The sequence below is a fragment of the Neisseria sp. Marseille-Q1983 genome (genome assembly GCF_018224585.1).
Taxonomy (GTDB): domain Bacteria; phylum Pseudomonadota; class Gammaproteobacteria; order Burkholderiales; family Neisseriaceae; genus Neisseria; species Neisseria polysaccharea.
Map to the genome: position 1 here is coordinate 1 of NZ_JAGTUI010000044.1, position 15,165 is coordinate 15,165.

The following is a 15,165-nucleotide window of genomic DNA, read 5'->3' on the forward strand; positions in this document are numbered from 1 at the left end:
AAGGCTGCCTGCGGCGGGGTCAATATCGCGGTAGAACGCGGCGCGTTGGTGCGGGTTTTCGCCGTAGCGCATGTCTTGCACTTTGATCCAGCTTTGGTTGAACTGGCTTGGGAATTCGCCGATTTGGGGCTGGCCGCTCAAGACGTCGTCTGAAAGCGAGGTCAGGTAGTTGGAAATCATGCCGTCGTATTGGGCGGTGTGGCTGAATGCTTTGCGTGAGAGGTTGAAACGGGTTTTGTCGCTCAATGCGCCGTTGTTGGCTTCGAGTTCGGCAGCTATGGCCGGGAAATCGGCTGTGTCAGTAACGATGGCGACGTGTTTCCAGTTTTTCGCGGCAGAGCGCACCATGGTCGGGCCGCCGATGTCGATGTTTTCAATCGCGTCTTCCAGTGTGCAGTTTGGTTTGGCGATGGTGGCGGCGAAGGGGTAAAGGTTGACGCACACGAGGTCGATATTGCCGATGCCGTGTTCTTCCATCTTGGCGACGTGTTCGTCCAAATCGCGCCGGCCCAAAATACCGCCGTGGATTTTCGGATGCAGGGTTTTCACGCGGCCGTCGAGCATTTCGGGGAAACCGGTGTAGTCGGCAACTTCAATCACGGGAACGCCCGCATCGGCAAGCAGCTTCGCCGTGCCGCCGGTAGAGAGGATTTCGACACCGAGCTTGGTCAGGGTTTGGGCAAATTCGACTGCGCCCGTCTTGTCGGACAGGCTGATCAGGGCGCGTTTGATAACGGACATTGGGGCTTCCTTTTCTGACAGTTGGATGGGGAAAGGGGAACTTTTTCGGGGCGGTATTATCCGCTATTTTCAGTTTTTTGGCAGTAGGTTTTTGCAGATATTGTTGACAATTTACAAAGAAATGCCGTCTGAAAACCGGTTTCAGACGGCATTTTGCCTTTCGGTTATTTACATCCCATTTTCCTTGCCGTCCATACCGCGCCCGCCATACCCGTACATAAAGGCATCAACAAAGCGGCGGGGGCGTAGGTCAGTTCCAAAATAAAGACGGTGGCGGTCAGGGGCATATTGAGGGAAACTATAATCCGTAGTTTTTTGGGACGACGTGGGTTTTGCCGTTGTATGGAATCACATATTTTTGATTTTTATATTTTTTCTTTCCTGATACGCCGCTGAGTTTTGCAGTCAACGCCCATACGCCGGATACGGCAGGACGGCTTTTGTCAAAAGTAATTTCGGCCTCCAGGCTGACAAACGCGTCTTCGCAAAGGCGTTTTTCGCGCCCTTTCAATTCATTGCAATCGCCAAAAAAACCGCCGTTATCATCACCGCTGACAATTAAGCTTTTGCGGACACGGTTGCTATCATCGGTAAACAGGAAATTTTGTGAGGTTGAAGTTGAGCCTGTGCTTGTATAACTTGATTCGGCAACATAGCCCCAGTTTTGCGCGCCCACCTGAACAAACTTCCATTCCTTATTCTCCGGCGGCTCGCCCCATGCGCCGATTTCATCTTTTCCGTGCTGTTTGATTGCCCACTCTCCGTCTGCTTTCTCCAAAACAAACAATTCCGCCAGACCCGAAGAAGCGTGCGCGCCCTGTTTTACTTTTTGTTGCATATCGTAGGCAAAACCCGTGTATAACACATAGCGCGTGGCTTTGCCGTTGCGCGTTACGGTATGATCGGCAACGGGTTTCATGCAATACATAATATTGTCAGATACTGTTCCGCTGTCTTTCGGCGGCTTGGCGAGCCAGCATTTGTGCGCGGCAAGCGGTCGGTTGTAATATTTGGCAATAACTGCCTGTAAGGCGGCTTTATCGTTATCGGGTGCAGCCGACACCAAGACAGGGCAGGCAAGCAAAAATAGGGAGATAATGCGTTTCATAGAAATTTTCCTAAAATGTTTTATTGAAAAAAGATACCGCCCGCTTCAAGTCTTCCGAACACGGTTTTCAGACAGCATCCGTTTCCTATCCGCCTATCCGAACAGGCCGCGTACACGCTCCAAACCGCCGAAATTGATACAGGCATCGGCGGCTGCCTGCGCTTTCGGTTTGGCGCGGTAAGCCACGCCTATGCCCGCTTCTTTGAGCATCGGAATATCGTTCGCACCATCTCCCATCGCCAACACCTGATGCGGCTGCAATCCGAGGCGGCCGCGGTATTCGCGCAATAAATCCGCCTTTACCTGCGCGTCGATGATTCTGCCTTTCAGACGGCCGGTCAACCTGCCGTTTTCAATTTCCAAAACATTGGCGTGCTGGTATTCGAAGCCGAGGCGTTGTTGTAGCCTTTCGGTAAAAAACGTGAAGCCGCCCGACACCAGCAGGAATTTCACATCGTGCCTTTTGCATTCGTCCAACAAAAATTCCGCACCGGGCGAGAGCTTCAAAACGTTTTCATAAACGTCCGCCAAAATCTGTTCGTCCAATCCCGCCAACAGCGCAACGCGGCTGCGCAACGACTGCTCGAAATCCAACTCTCCGCGCATCGAACGCTCGGTAATTTCCGCTACCTTGTCTTTTAAACCCACGCCTGCCGCAATTTCATCGACGCATTCGATGGTAATCAGCGTCGAATCCATATCGCTGACAATCAAACCGAGTTCACCGAAATCCATATCCGGCAACACGGCGTGGTCGATTTGACGGCTGCCAAGCAACGCCGCGTCTTTTTCGCTTAAAGAAAACCCTTCTTCAACAATAAAACGCATACGCTTTTCATCGGCGCAATCAGGTTCGGGCAGGCGGGAGGAGAAGTCGGAAGGCAGGGCTTCGGTGGAGGGAAATTGGAGGACGAGGGCGTGCGGCATAAAGGCGGCTCAAAAAATGCGGATTATATAGTGAAACGGCAAAGAATGTTACGGCGGGCGGGACTGCAATCGGAAAATGACTTCAAACGCAAACGGCAGTATGTGTCGGACAACACGGGAAAATGCCGCAACTATTGCCAGCCTGATGAAAATTCGTTATAAGGGGATTATCTAAAATATATTAACATTTGAAGTGAGTCGGCTTTAAACCGGTACGGCGTTGCTCCGCCCCGCCACGATTTAAATTTAACCCACGATACATATAAACAACCCGAAAAAGGATTCAGAGATGAAAATCGGTATCCCACGCGAGTCATTATCCGGCGAAACCCGTGTCGCCTGCACGCCCGCCACCGTCGCCCTGCTGGGCAAACTGGGCTTTGAAACCGTTGTCGAAAGCGGTGCAGGTTTGGCGGCAAGTTTGGACGATGCCGCTTACCAAACAGCAGGCGCGACCGTTGCCGACAAGGCGACGGTTTGGGCCTGCCCTTTGATTTATAAGGTCAATGCGCCGTCCGAAGGCGAGCTGCCGCTTTTGAACGAAGGTCAAACCATCGTCAGCTTCCTGTGGCCGCGCCAAAACGAGGCTTTGGTCGAAGCCTTGCGCGCCAAGAAAGTCAACGCGCTGGCGATGGACATGGTGCCCCGCATTTCGCGCGCGCAGGCTTTGGACGCTTTGTCTTCGATGGCAAACATCAGCGGCTACCGCGCCGTGATTGAAGCCGCCAACGCCTTCGGGCGTTTCTTCACCGGTCAAATTACTGCCGCAGGCAAAGTGCCGCCCGCGCAGGTTTTGGTGATTGGCGCAGGTGTGGCAGGTTTGGCGGCGATCGGTACGGCAAACTCGCTCGGCGCAGTGGTGCGCGCATTCGATACCCGCTTGGAAGTGGCGGAACAAATCGAATCGATGGGCGGTAAGTTTCTGAAACTCGACTTCCCGCAAGAATCGGGCGGCAGCGGAGACGGCTACGCCAAAGTGATGAGCGACGAATTTATCGCCGCCGAGATGAAGCTCTTTGCCGAACAGGCGAAAGAAGTGGACATCATCATCACCACCGCCGCCATTCCGGGCAAACCCGCGCCCAAGCTGATTACCAAAGAAATGGTGGAAAGCATGAAATCCGGCTCCGTCATCGTCGATTTAGCGGCGGCGACGGGCGGCAACTGCGAACTCACCCGCCCGGGCGAATTGTTCGTAACCGACAACGGCGTGAAAATCATCGGCTACACCGACATGGCAAACCGCCTTGCCGGACAGTCTTCCCAGCTTTACGCCACCAACTTGGTGAACCTGACCAAGCTGTTAAGCCCGAACAAAGACGGCGAAATCACGCTGGACTTCGAAGACGTGATTATCCGCAACATGACCGTTACCCGCGACGGCGAAATCACCTTCCCGCCTCCGCCGATTCAAGTCTCCGCCCAGCCGCAGCAAACGCCGTCTGAAAAAGCCGCGCCTGCAGCCAAGCCCGAGCCGAAACCCGTTCCCCTGTGGAAAAAACTCGCGCCCGCCGTCATTGTCGCCGTATTGGTACTGTGGGTCGGCGCGGTTGCACCCGCAGCATTCTTGAACCACTTTATCGTGTTCGTCCTCGCCTGCGTCATCGGCTACTATGTCGTCTGGAACGTCAGCCACTCGCTGCATACCCCGCTGATGTCCGTGACCAACGCGATTTCCGGCATCATCGTCGTCGGCGCACTGCTGCAAATCAGCCAAGGCAACGGTTTCGTTACCCTGCTTGCGTTCATCGCCATCCTGATTGCCAGCATCAATATCTTCGGCGGCTTTGCGGTAACACGGCGTATGCTGAATATGTTTAAGAAAGGGTAAGCCATGACTTTCGCCTATTGGTGTATTCTGATTGCCTACCTATTGCCGCTTTTTTGTGCGGCGTATGCCAAAAAAGCGGGCGGATTCCGGTTTAAAGACAACCACAATCCGCGCGATTTTCTGGCGCATACGCAAGGCGCAGCCGCCCGTGCCCACGCCGCGCAGCAAAACGGTTTTGAAGTCTTTGCACCGTTTGCCGCCGCCGTTTTGACGGCACACGCAACCGGCAATGCGGCGCAATCGGCCGTCAACACGCTTGCCGGATTGTTCATCCTGTTCCGCCTCGCCTTTATCTGGTGCTATATCGCCGACAAAGCAGCATTGCGCTCGCTGATGTGGGCGGGCGGATTTGTCTGCACCGTCGGGCTGTTTGTCGTGGCTGCTTGAAACAGATGCCGTCTGAAAACACGAACGTCAATTTTTCAGACGGCATTGAAAACAAATCATCGAAAATCGGAGAATTTCTATGTCTTCAGGACTCGTAACAGCGGCGTATATCGTTGCCGCAATTTTATTCATCTTCTCACTGGCGGGGCTGTCCAAGCAGGAAACCGCCAAACAGGGCTGTTCTTCCGGTATCGCCGGTATGGCGGTCGCCCTCTTCGTAACGGTCTTTTCCGACAATACCCATGGACTGGGCTGGATCATCATCGCCATGCTCATCGGAGCGGCAATCGGCATCTACAAAGCCAAAAAAGTAGAAATGACCGAAATGCCCGAACTGATTGCCCTGCTGCACAGCTTCGTCGGCTTGGCAGCCGTTTTGGTCGGCTTCAACAGCTACATCGAGTCGGGCAACGTTTCGCACGATATGCACACCATCCATCTGGTCGAAGTCTATTTGGGCATTTTCATCGGCGCAGTAACCTTTACCGGCTCACTGGTCGCATTCGGCAAGCTCAACGGCAAAATCAGCAGCAGCCCGCTGCAACTGCCCGCCAAACACAAGCTCAACGCACTGGCACTTGGCGTATCGTTTGTGTTGCTGCTCGTATTTGTCGGCATTGACGGCAGCGGCTTCATCCTGCTGATTATGACCCTGATTGCCCTCGCATTCGGCTGGCACTTGGTTGCCTCCATCGGCGGCGCAGATATGCCCGTGGTCGTGTCCATGCTCAACTCCTACTCCGGCTGGGCGGCCGCAGCGGCAGGCTTTATGCTCTCCAACGACCTGCTCATCGTTACCGGCGCGCTGGTCGGCTCAAGCGGCGCGATTCTGTCCTACATTATGTGCAAAGCCATGAACCGCTCGTTTGTCTCGGTAATCGCCGGCGGTTTCGGCAGCGACAGCGGCACATTATCTTCCGGCAGCCAAGAGATAGGGGAATACCGAGAAGTCAAAGCTGCCGATGTTGCCGAAATGCTGAAAGGCGCAAACAGCGTCATCATCACCCCGGGCTACGGCATGGCAGTCGCACAGGCGCAATACCCCGTTGCCGAAATCACCGAGCTTTTACGTAAAAACGGCACAGAAGTGCGCTTCGGCATCCACCCCGTCGCCGGCCGTCTGCCCGGTCATATGAACGTACTGCTCGCCGAAGCCAAAGTCCCCTACGACATCGTTTTGGAAATGGACGAAATCAACGACGACTTCCCCGAAACCGATGTGGTCTTAGTGATTGGTGCGAACGACACCGTCAACCCCGCCGCCCAAACCGACCCGAACAGTCCGATTGCGGGTATGCCCGTGTTGGAAGTGTGGAAGGCAAAAGAAGTCGTCGTCTTCAAACGCTCGATGAACACCGGCTACGCAGGTGTACAAAACCCGCTGTTCTTCAACGAAAACAGCGTAATGTGTTTCGGAGATGCGAAGAAAACCGTGGATGACATTCTGTCCGAACTGAAAAAATAATCCGCATGGCGCAATGCCGTCTGAAACCCGGGAACACGGGTTTCAGACGGCATTTTGCGCTATTTTGCGAAGGTAGGAATGGTGGTGGAGAGATTCCTGTTTTTTAATAGGCTGTATTTTAATATATTGTTGATAGGCGTATTTGGTTTCAATGTATTCAACAGGATAGGTTTCTTCCTAACCGAAAAAATAATTGTTTTTTCCCTTGTAAATAATTGAAATCAACAGATTACTAAAACACAACCTTTTAATAACACCGTAACTTTGAAATTCGTTATTCCCGCAAAAACAGAAAGTCAAAAACAGAAACCTGAAATCTCGTCATTCCCGCGTAGGCGGTAAGGACGGTTTAAAAGTTATCCAAAATCTCAAAAAAACTGAAACCGAACAAATCGGATTCCCACTTTCGCGGGAATGACGGGATTTTAGGATGAAGATGGTGGGAGTTGGTGGGCTGAAGCCCGCCCTACGAAACTGCTTTTGCGGGAATAACGATATGGGTATTTTCTGTTTTCATCCGCGATAAATGCCGTCTGAAGCCTGTTTGGGGTTTCAGACGGCATCGGGCTTTTTGTGCATTTGCCACAAAACGGATTGGTATTTGCTTGCGGCAAGATGAAAACGGTGCGGGATGTTTTGGGAAGCAAATGCCGTCTGAAGGGCCTTCAGACGGCATTTTTTGCGCCGTGCCGTTTAACGCGCCAGCGGTTCGGTGCGTTTGATCAGCCACGCTTTTGCCGCGCCTTCGGTCAGCGGCTCGAGGCGGCGGCGGACTTCGGCGTGGTAGCGGTCGATCCACTCGATTTCGCCGTCGGTCATGAGGGCGGTGTCCATCAGGCGTGTATCGATGGGGCAGAGGGTCAGGGTTTCAAAACAGAGGAAGCTGCCGAATTCGGTTTCCTGCGGGTCGGCGACGGCTTGGTTGGTGGCGAGGTTTTCAATGCGGATGCCCCATTTTCCCGGGCGGTAGAGTCCGGGTTCGATGGAGGTAACCATGCCTTTTTTCATCGCGGTTTCGGGCGCGGCGGGGGCGGCGAAGGCGATACGCTGCGGGCCTTCGTGGACGTTGAGGAAATAGCCTACGCCGTGTCCGGTGCCGTGGCCGTAGTCGCATTGCGCCTGCCACAGGGGTTTGCGGCAAATCGCGTCTATCAGTGGTGAGGGGATGTTTTCGGGGAACACGGCTTCGGCAAGCGCGATATGGGCTTTGAGAACGAGGGTGTTGTCGCGTTTTTGTTCGGCGGTGGGTGTGCCGACAGGGACGACGCGGGTGATGTCGGTCGTGCCGCCTTTGTATTGCGCGCCGGAGTCGATGAGCAGCAGCCCGTTGCCGCTGATGGTGCTGTGGCTTTCGGGCGTTGCGCTGTAATGCGGCAGGGCACCGTTGGCGTTGAAGCCTGCGATGGTGTCGAAACTCAATGAAATGAAGCCTGGGCGCACGCTGCGGTGGCGATAAAGCATGGTGTCCACGTCGATTTCGGTCAGGCTGCCGCCGTTGCCGATGATGTCTTCAAACTCGGCGAAGAAACCGCACAACGCCGCGCCGTCGTGTTCCATCGCTTCGCGGATATGGGCGATGTCGGCTTCAGATTTGACGGATTTGAAAAAGGTGGACGGGTTGATGCCTTCAATCAGGTGCATGCTTTCGGGCAGGCGCACGAGGGTGCTGACGGCGGTTTTGTTCGGCTCGATGAGCAGCGCGCCGCCGATTTGCGCGAGTTTGTCGGCAACTTGGGCGTAAGGTTCGACCGTGATGCCGGCGGTTTGCAGCGCGGCGGCGGCTTCGGCGTTCAGACGGCATTGTTCGGTAAACAGGACGGCGTTGTCTTTGCCGATAAGCAGGAAGGACACGAAAACAGGGTTGAAAGGCACATCGCTGCCGCGCAGGTTGGTCAGCCAGGCGATGTCGTCAAGCGAGGAAACCAAGTGGTAATCCGCGCCTTTTTCCGCCATAACTGCGCGCACGCGGGCGAGTTTCTCGGCGGCGGTTTCGGAGACGTAGGCGGGGTCGTGGATGAACACGGTTTCGGCGGGGATAGCAGGACGGCTTGTCCACACTTGGTCAAGCAGATCGTCGGGGTGTTCGATGCGGATGTTTTTGGCGGTCAGGGATTGCGCCAAAGTGCGTTTGCCGGTGAGCGACACCATATCGGAAGGGATGCCGACGGCGGCGTTTTCGGGCAGATTTGCCGCGAGCCATTCGTTGTACGGCGGCACTTGACCGCTTTTTTGCAGCTCAATGCCGCTGCCGGAAAGCTGTTTGGTGGCTTGTTCCCAATAGCGGCTGTCCACCCATACGCCCGCTTCATCGGCGGTAATGACGAATGTGCCGACCGAGCCGGTAAAGCCCGACAATTCGCGCCGCGCCTGCCAATGCTCGGGCAGGTATTCGGACAGGTGGGGGTCGGCGGAAGGGATGACGAGTGCGTCCAAGCCTTGCGCCTTCATGGCTTCGCGCAATGCGGACAGGTAATTCGATACGGTATTCATGAACGGATTCTCCAGAGAAAGTGTAAGGTTTCAGACGGCATGGCGGCGTACCGGCTGGGGAAACGTAACCATCTTATCAAATCGTTTGCCGACTGCAAAACGCGTTCAGGGGTTTGAAAGTATATTTTGTACGGTAAAAAGCGATGCAAGGCTATTTGTTGTAAACTTTCAGGCATAAAATGCCATATTGCATGTTTTTCTGAAAATAATTGGGAAAAATCAGGAATATTAGGGTGTAAAGTTTCAATAAGCCAGTTTGGTGTGTATTTAGATTACGTTAAAATACGCATTTTTATATCAGCAATACGGAAAAATCATGTCCGAACAACATATTTCGACTTGGAAAAGTAAAATCAATGCATTGGGGCCGGGTATTATGATGGCATCGGCGGCAGTCGGCGGTTCGCACCTGATTGCCTCCACACAGGCAGGTGCGCTTTACGGCTGGCAGCTCGCGTTGATTATCGTCCTAACCAACCTCTTCAAATACCCGTTTTTCCGCTTCAGCGCGCATTACACGCTGGATACGGGTAAAAGCCTGATTGAAGGTTATGCGGAGAAAAGCCGCATCTACCTGTGGGTCTTTTTGATTTTGTGTATTGCTGCCGCGACGATTAACGCGGGTGCGGTTGCCATCGTAACCGCCGCCATCGTTAAAATGGCGATTCCCTCGCTGACACTGGGTATCGGCGCAATCTCCGCGCTGATTATGGCTTCCTGCCTGATTATCCTAGCGAGCGGACGCTACAAGGCTTTGGACAATGTTTCCAAAATCATCATCGTCAGCCTGACGGTTGCCACGGTTGCCGCCGCCGGTATCGCCATGTCGCGCGGTATGCAGATGAAACCCGATTTTATCGAGCCGACACCGTGGACGCTTGCCGGTTTGGGCTTCCTGATCGCGCTGATGGGCTGGATGCCTGCGCCGATTGAAATTTCCGCCATCAATTCTTTGTGGGTTACGGAGAAACAGCGTCTCCAACCTTCCTCTTATCATGACGGGATTTTTGATTTCAACGTCGGTTACATCACCAGTGCCGTGCTTGCCGTCGTCTTCCTTGCCCTGGGTGCGTACGTGCAATACGGCAACGGTGAAGAAGTGCAGATGGCCGGCGGCAAATATATCGGACAACTGATCAATATGTATGCGGTAACCATCGGCGACTGGTCGCGTCCGCTGGTGGCGTTTATCGCTTTTGCCTGCATGTACGGTACGACGATTACCGTTGTTGACGGTTATGCACGCGCCATTGCAGAACCTGTGCGCCTGCTGCGCGGCAGTGAGAAAACCGGCAACGCCGAACTCTTTGCCTGGAATATTTGGGTGGCGGGCAGCGGTTTGGCGGTGATTTTCTGGTTTGACGGCGTAATGGCGAATCTGCTCAAATTTGCCATGATTGCCGCCTTTGTGTCCGCCCCTGTGTTTGCCTGGCTCAACTACCGCCTGGTCAAAGGAGACAAACGGCACAAGCTTACCGCCGGTATGAATTTTCTTGCCATTGTCGGCTTGCTCTACCTGACCGGATTTGCCGTTTTGTTCCTGTTGAACCTTAGCGGACTTTTGGCATAGGTTTCAAAATCTGAATGCCGTCTGTAATATTTTCAGACGGCATTGCCCTTTCCTAGAAAAAAACACCGACATCGCGTAAAATATGCGCAAATTTTGTGATTCAATCAGGTCGTCTGAAACAGATTGCGCCTGATTTATTTTTTCGGAAAATACCATGAGCGAACAAAACCATCCGCAAACCGAGCCGCAGTTGGACGAAAACCAAATCATCGCCCTGCGCCGCGAAAAACTGCACAATATCCGCCAACAGCGCAACGCCTACCCTAACGATTTCAAACGCGACAGCTTTGCCGCCGATTTGCACGCCCAATACGGCGAAATCAGCAAAGAAGAACTCGACCCGCAAGGCATTCCCGTCAAAGTGGCCGGCCGCATGATGCTCAAACGTCAAATGGGCAAAGCCAGCTTCGCCACCATTCAAGACGTTACCGGTCAAATCCAGCTTTATTTGAACAACAAAGGCGTGAGCCAAGAAGTTTTGGACGACTTCAACCACTGGGACTTGGGCGACATCGTCGGCGCGGAAGGTACTTTGTTCAAAACCAACCACGGCGAATTGACCGTGCGCGTATCCGACATCCGCCTGCTGTCCAAATCACTGCGTCCGCTGCCGGACAAACACAAAGGCTTGAGCGATCAGGAAACCAAATACCGTCAACGCTACGTCGATTTGATTGCCAACGAAGAATCGCGCAACACCTTCATCAAACGCAGCCAAATCATCCAATCCGTGCGTAATTTTATGGTGGGCGAGCATTATCTCGAAGTCGAAACCCCGATGATGCACCCGATTCCCGGCGGCGCGACGGCAAAACCCTTCGTTACCCACCACAATGCCTTAGATATTCCGCTTTATTTGCGTATCGCCCCCGAGCTGTATCTGAAACGCTTGGTGGTCGGCGGTTTGGAACGCGTGTTTGAAATCAACCGCAGCTTCCGTAACGAAGGCATGTCCGTTCGCCACAACCCCGAATTCACCATGATTGAATTCTACGAAGCCTTCTCCGACTACGAACGCATGATGCAGATGGCGGAAGACATCATCCGCAACGCATCGCGCACGGTCAACGGCACGGCAAACATTACTTACAACGGCAAAGAAGTCGATTTGGAAAGCCCGTTTGAGCGCCTGACCATTCTCGAAGCCATCAAAAAATACAATCCGCACTACACCGACGAGCAGTTGAACGATGCGGAATGGCTGAAAAAAGAAATCGTCAAACACGGCGAAAGCCTGCCGCCGTCCCCGGGCATCGGCAGCCTGCAACTCGCCCTGTTTGAAGGTTGCGCCGAGGGCAAACTGTGGAATCCGACCTTTATTGTCGATTACCCGGTCGAAGTTTCCCCGTTGGCGCGCGCTTCGGATACGAAACAAGGTCTGACCGAACGATTCGAGCTTTTCGTTGTCGGGCGCGAACTGGCAAACGGCTATTCCGAGTTGAACGACCCCGAAGACCAAGCCGAACGCTTCAAAGCGCAAGTGGCGCAAAAAGACGCGGGCGACGACGAAGCGATGCACTACGATGCCGACTACATCCGCGCGATGGAATTCGGTTTGCCGCCGACCGGCGGTTGCGGTATCGGTATCGACCGCTTAGTGATGCTGCTGACCGATTCGCAAACCATCCGCGATGTGATTCTGTTTCCGCAGATGCGTCCCGAGTAATCATAAAAACAGTTTAAATAGAAATGCCGTCTGAACCCGATTGGATTCAGACGGCATTTTGTATGGCAGGATTTATTCGGTTTCTAACTGACCGACCCATTCTGACAAGGCAGTCAGGCGTTGTTCGGATTTCGCCACGAACGGGTTTTCGGTATCCCACGCGTAGCCTGCCAAAATCGAAGAAAGCATACGGCTGATTTCCGGGCTGCGGTCGGGCGCGTACACGACGTTTTGGAAGCGGAAATCGTACCAACCGTCCACATAGGTGCGGAATGTGTCCACGCCGATCATCAAGGGTTCGGCAAACTCAGTATCCCAATCCGCCGTGCCGCCTTCAAGCTGCTTCGCTAATAAATCGGCAGCCAGTTTGGCGGAGTGCAGCGCGATGGTTACGCCCGACGAGAACACGGGATCGAGGAACTCGGCGGCATTGCCCAATAGCGCGAAATGCCTGCCGTGCAGCGATTTCACATTGGCGGAATAGCCTTGGATGGAGCGGAACGGAAAATCGTTTTCCCAAACGGCTTTGTCCAGAATTTCGTTCAGCATAGGGCATTCGTAAACAAATTTTTTCAACACCGTTTCCGATTCGCCGACAAGTTTGTCGGGCGTGCCGACCACGCCGACGGAACAGCGGTTGTCGCCGAAGGGAATCAGCCAAATCCACACGTCGCGGTGTTGCGGATGGGTGGTAATCAGGATTTTGTTGCGGTCGAATTTCGGGTTGGTGATGTTGTCGTCGATGTGCGTGAAATGCGCTTGGCGCGGCGGCAGGTGCGAGGGCGTTTCCAAATCCAGCAGGCGCGGCAGCACGCGTCCGTAACCGCTTGCGTCCAAGACGAATTTCGCGGTCAGTTCATAGCTCTCGCCGGTGTCGGTTTCGATGTTCAAGCGGGCAAAATCGCCGCTGTTGTCGAACGCGGTTACGCCGTGCCCGAAACGTACTTCAACGCCTTGTTTGGCGGCTTCGCCAATCAGGATTTTATCGAACACGGCGCGGCGCACTTGATAAGTCGTGCCGGGGCCGTCTGAAAATTTATCGGTGAAATCGAATTCGGTATAACGGCTGCCCCACGAAAACGCTGCGCCGTTTTTCAACTGAAAGCCGGGCTCGGCGCGCACGGCATCGGCAAATCCGGCTTCTTCCAGCATTTCCATACAGTGCGGCAGCAGGCTTTCGCCGATGACGAAGCGCGGAAAGTGCTGTTTTTCCAACACGCAGACTTGATAACCTTTTTTGCGGAGCAGGGCGGATGCGACCGAACCTGCCGGACCTGCGCCGATTACGGCGACATCGAATTGGGTGGACATTGGGAAATCCTGATGGTTTGAGTGGAAAAGGAAATGATATTGTACAGGCAGCAAATGCCGTCTGAAACTGTTTGCGGAAGAAATTTATCCGGTATGGGCGGTTGCTCCCAATGCGTCAGTCCGGTTTGAAAAATGCCGTCTGAAACGGGAAATGTTCAGACGGCATTTGATTTTCAGGGCTATTTTACGCCGTAACGCGGTTGGAGCAGGGCGCAGGTCCGGTGTTCCCGGCGGCTTCGGCGGCTGCGTCCGGCAATTTTCCCGCAGGCCGCGCCCGCATCGTTTGCCGCATTTTCCGGCCGGGTGTTTTTTTCGCGCTGCGCTTTGGCGGACTCATAGCGGTTGCGCTGTTTCGGTTCGCTTGTGCCGGTTTTTTCCGGTTTTGCGCCACCCTGTTCCCACCATTGCGGCTCGAAGCCTTCGATGCGTTCGATGAGCAGCTTGTTGCCGGTCAGTTCTTTAATGGCTTCAAACATTTTCTGTTCGGATTCGTCCATCAGGGAAATCGCCACGCCGTCCGCGCCGGCACGCCCCGTGCGCCCGATGCGGTGGACGTAGTCTTCGGGCTGGGCGGGCATTTCGTAATTGATGACGAAGGGCAGTTCGGCAATGTCCAGCCCGCGCGCGGCGATGTCGGTGGCGACGAGGACGCGCAGGCTGCCGTCTTTGAAGGCGTTGAGCGTTTCGAGCCGGCTTTGTTGGGAACGGTCGCCGTGTATCGCCTGTGCGGACAGGTTGCGGCGCACCAGTTCGCGCGTTACGCGGTCGACGCTTTGTTTGGTTTTGCAGAACACGATGACCTGGTTCATATGCAGATCGACAATCAGCCGTTCGAGCAGGTTGCGCTTTTGGAAGGTATCGACGGCGATGATGTGTTGTTCGACGTTGGCGTTGGTGGTGTTTTGCGCGGCGACTTCGACGGTTTCAGGCGCATTCATGAAGTCTTGCGCCAGTTTGCGTATCGGAGCGGAGAAGGTGGCGGAAAAGAGCAGGGTTTGGCGTTGTTTGGGCAGCATCTGCATGATTTTGCGGATGTCGTCGATAAATCCCATATCCAGCATACGGTCGGCTTCGTCCAAAACGACGATTTCGACTTTGTTCAAATGGATGTTTTTCTGTTTCACGTGGTCGAGCAGCCGTCCGACGGTGGCGACGACGATTTCGCAGCCGGCGCGCAAATCGGCGGTCTGTTTGTCCATATTCATACCGCCGAACAAGACGGTATGCCGCAGCGGCAGATTTTTAATGTAGCCCTGCACGTTTTGGTCGATTTGGTCGGCAAGTTCGCGCGTGGGGGTGAGGACGAGCATACGCACGGGGTGCATCGCGGGCGAGGTGCTGGCGGTGGCGTAACGTTTGAGGCGTTCGAGCGAGGGCAGCATAAAGGCGGCGGTTTTGCCCGTGCCGGTTTGGGCGGCGGCAAGCAGGTCGTGTCCGGCCAGTGCCTTCGGAATGGCTGCGGTCTGAATGGGGGTCGGGGTTTCATAGCCTTGAAGCGTGAGTGCGGAAACCAGTTCCGTACCCAAACCTAAAGAGGAAAATGGATTACTCATGATTGTAGTCTTTCTTTCAGACCTTATGCCGTCTGAAGCGGGAAACTGATAGGATGGGGAAAGTATAGTGGATTAACAAAAATCAGGACAAGGCGACGAAGCCGCAGACAGTACAA

11 protein-coding genes and 2 pseudogenes are annotated in these 15,165 nt (G+C 54.2%); 5 read left to right on the forward strand and 8 right to left on the reverse strand.

Features of this window, described 5'->3' with window-relative positions; genetic code table 11:
- The 4 genes and pseudogenes from purH to serB all read right to left on the reverse strand — a co-directional run.
- Positions 1-741 (reverse strand): annotated as a pseudogene (purH, locus tag KEM39_RS09245) (bifunctional phosphoribosylaminoimidazolecarboxamide formyltransferase/IMP cyclohydrolase); the annotation flags it as partial.
- Between the two features lie 164 nt (positions 742-905).
- Positions 906-1,040: pseudogene (locus KEM39_RS09250) on the reverse strand (chloride channel protein); the annotation flags it as partial.
- Positions 1,040-1,849, reverse strand: coding sequence for a hypothetical protein (locus tag KEM39_RS09255; protein WP_025457546.1), 810 nt, complete (start codon positions 1,847-1,849; stop codon positions 1,040-1,042). The gene KEM39_RS09255 and the pseudogene KEM39_RS09250, both read right to left, overlap by 1 nt.
- 93 nt (positions 1,850-1,942) lie before the next feature.
- A complete protein-coding gene (serB, locus tag KEM39_RS09260) occupies positions 1,943-2,776 on the reverse strand; it encodes a phosphoserine phosphatase SerB (protein ID WP_118997645.1) in 834 nt (277 codons plus the stop codon).
- Positions 2,777-3,065: 289 nt separating this feature from the next.
- Between serB and KEM39_RS09265 the strand changes: the two genes are divergently transcribed.
- The 3 genes from KEM39_RS09265 to pntB all read left to right on the forward strand — a co-directional run bounded on the left by KEM39_RS09265 (position 3,066) and on the right by pntB (position 6,459).
- On the forward strand, positions 3,066-4,607 hold the full coding sequence (locus KEM39_RS09265; RefSeq protein ID WP_211709873.1) for a Re/Si-specific NAD(P)(+) transhydrogenase subunit alpha: 1,542 nt from the start codon (positions 3,066-3,068) through the stop codon (positions 4,605-4,607).
- Positions 4,608-4,610: 3 nt separating this feature from the next.
- A complete protein-coding gene (locus KEM39_RS09270; protein WP_118997643.1) occupies positions 4,611-4,994 on the forward strand; it encodes an MAPEG family protein in 384 nt (127 codons plus the stop codon).
- Positions 4,995-5,073: 79 nt separating this feature from the next.
- Positions 5,074-6,459, forward strand: coding sequence for a Re/Si-specific NAD(P)(+) transhydrogenase subunit beta (gene pntB / locus KEM39_RS09275; RefSeq protein WP_118997642.1), 1,386 nt, complete (start codon positions 5,074-5,076; stop codon positions 6,457-6,459).
- Between the two features lie 466 nt (positions 6,460-6,925).
- Here pntB and KEM39_RS09280 read toward each other — a convergent pair whose 3' ends face one another.
- Positions 6,926-7,135 (reverse strand): hypothetical protein, encoded by a 210-nt coding sequence (locus tag KEM39_RS09280; protein ID WP_139042313.1) that lies wholly within the window; start codon positions 7,133-7,135, stop codon positions 6,926-6,928.
- 17 nt (positions 7,136-7,152) lie between these two features.
- Positions 7,153-8,949, reverse strand: a complete 1,797-nt coding sequence (locus KEM39_RS09285) for an aminopeptidase P family protein (protein WP_118997641.1) — start codon at positions 8,947-8,949, stop codon at positions 7,153-7,155.
- A 316-nt stretch (positions 8,950-9,265) separates the two neighbouring features.
- Between KEM39_RS09285 and KEM39_RS09290 the strand changes: the two genes are divergently transcribed.
- Both KEM39_RS09290 and lysS read left to right on the forward strand, forming a co-directional pair.
- Entirely contained in the window at positions 9,266-10,519 is a 1,254-nt protein-coding gene (locus tag KEM39_RS09290; RefSeq protein ID WP_025457551.1) for an NRAMP family divalent metal transporter, read from the forward strand.
- 154 nt (positions 10,520-10,673) lie between these two features.
- Positions 10,674-12,185 carry a lysine--tRNA ligase gene (gene lysS, locus KEM39_RS09295; protein ID WP_211709875.1) on the forward strand — a complete coding sequence of 504 codons (1,512 nt, stop codon included), beginning with the start codon at positions 10,674-10,676 and terminating at the stop codon, positions 12,183-12,185.
- A 72-nt stretch (positions 12,186-12,257) separates the two neighbouring features.
- Here lysS and KEM39_RS09300 read toward each other — a convergent pair whose 3' ends face one another.
- Both KEM39_RS09300 and KEM39_RS09305 read right to left on the reverse strand, forming a co-directional pair.
- Positions 12,258-13,496 carry an NAD(P)/FAD-dependent oxidoreductase gene (locus tag KEM39_RS09300; protein ID WP_211709877.1) on the reverse strand — a complete coding sequence of 413 codons (1,239 nt, stop codon included), beginning with the start codon at positions 13,494-13,496 and terminating at the stop codon, positions 12,258-12,260.
- A gap of 179 nt (positions 13,497-13,675) precedes the next feature.
- Positions 13,676-15,049, reverse strand: a complete 1,374-nt coding sequence (locus KEM39_RS09305) for a DEAD/DEAH box helicase (RefSeq protein ID WP_118997638.1) — start codon at positions 15,047-15,049, stop codon at positions 13,676-13,678.
- Between the last annotated feature and the right edge of the window lie 116 nt (positions 15,050-15,165).

Coding starts and splice junctions, on each gene's coding strand:
- KEM39_RS09270 (WP_118997643.1), top strand. CDS start 4,611: ATGACTTTCGCCTATTGGTGTATTCTGATTGCCTACCTATTGCCGCTT.
- KEM39_RS09255 (WP_025457546.1), bottom strand. CDS start 1,849: ATGAAACGCATTATCTCCCTATTTTTGCTTGCCTGCCCTGTCTTGGTG.
- lysS (WP_211709875.1), top strand. CDS start 10,674: ATGAGCGAACAAAACCATCCGCAAACCGAGCCGCAGTTGGACGAAAAC.
- KEM39_RS09300 (WP_211709877.1), bottom strand. CDS start 13,496: ATGTCCACCCAATTCGATGTCGCCGTAATCGGCGCAGGTCCGGCAGGT.
- serB (WP_118997645.1), bottom strand. CDS start 2,776: ATGCCGCACGCCCTCGTCCTCCAATTTCCCTCCACCGAAGCCCTGCCT.
- KEM39_RS09265 (WP_211709873.1), top strand. CDS start 3,066: ATGAAAATCGGTATCCCACGCGAGTCATTATCCGGCGAAACCCGTGTC.
- pntB (WP_118997642.1), top strand. CDS start 5,074: ATGTCTTCAGGACTCGTAACAGCGGCGTATATCGTTGCCGCAATTTTA.
- KEM39_RS09285 (WP_118997641.1), bottom strand. CDS start 8,949: ATGAATACCGTATCGAATTACCTGTCCGCATTGCGCGAAGCCATGAAG.
- KEM39_RS09280 (WP_139042313.1), bottom strand. CDS start 7,135: ATGCCGTCTGAAGGCCCTTCAGACGGCATTTGCTTCCCAAAACATCCC.
- KEM39_RS09290 (WP_025457551.1), top strand. CDS start 9,266: ATGTCCGAACAACATATTTCGACTTGGAAAAGTAAAATCAATGCATTG.
- KEM39_RS09305 (WP_118997638.1), bottom strand. CDS start 15,049: ATGAGTAATCCATTTTCCTCTTTAGGTTTGGGTACGGAACTGGTTTCC.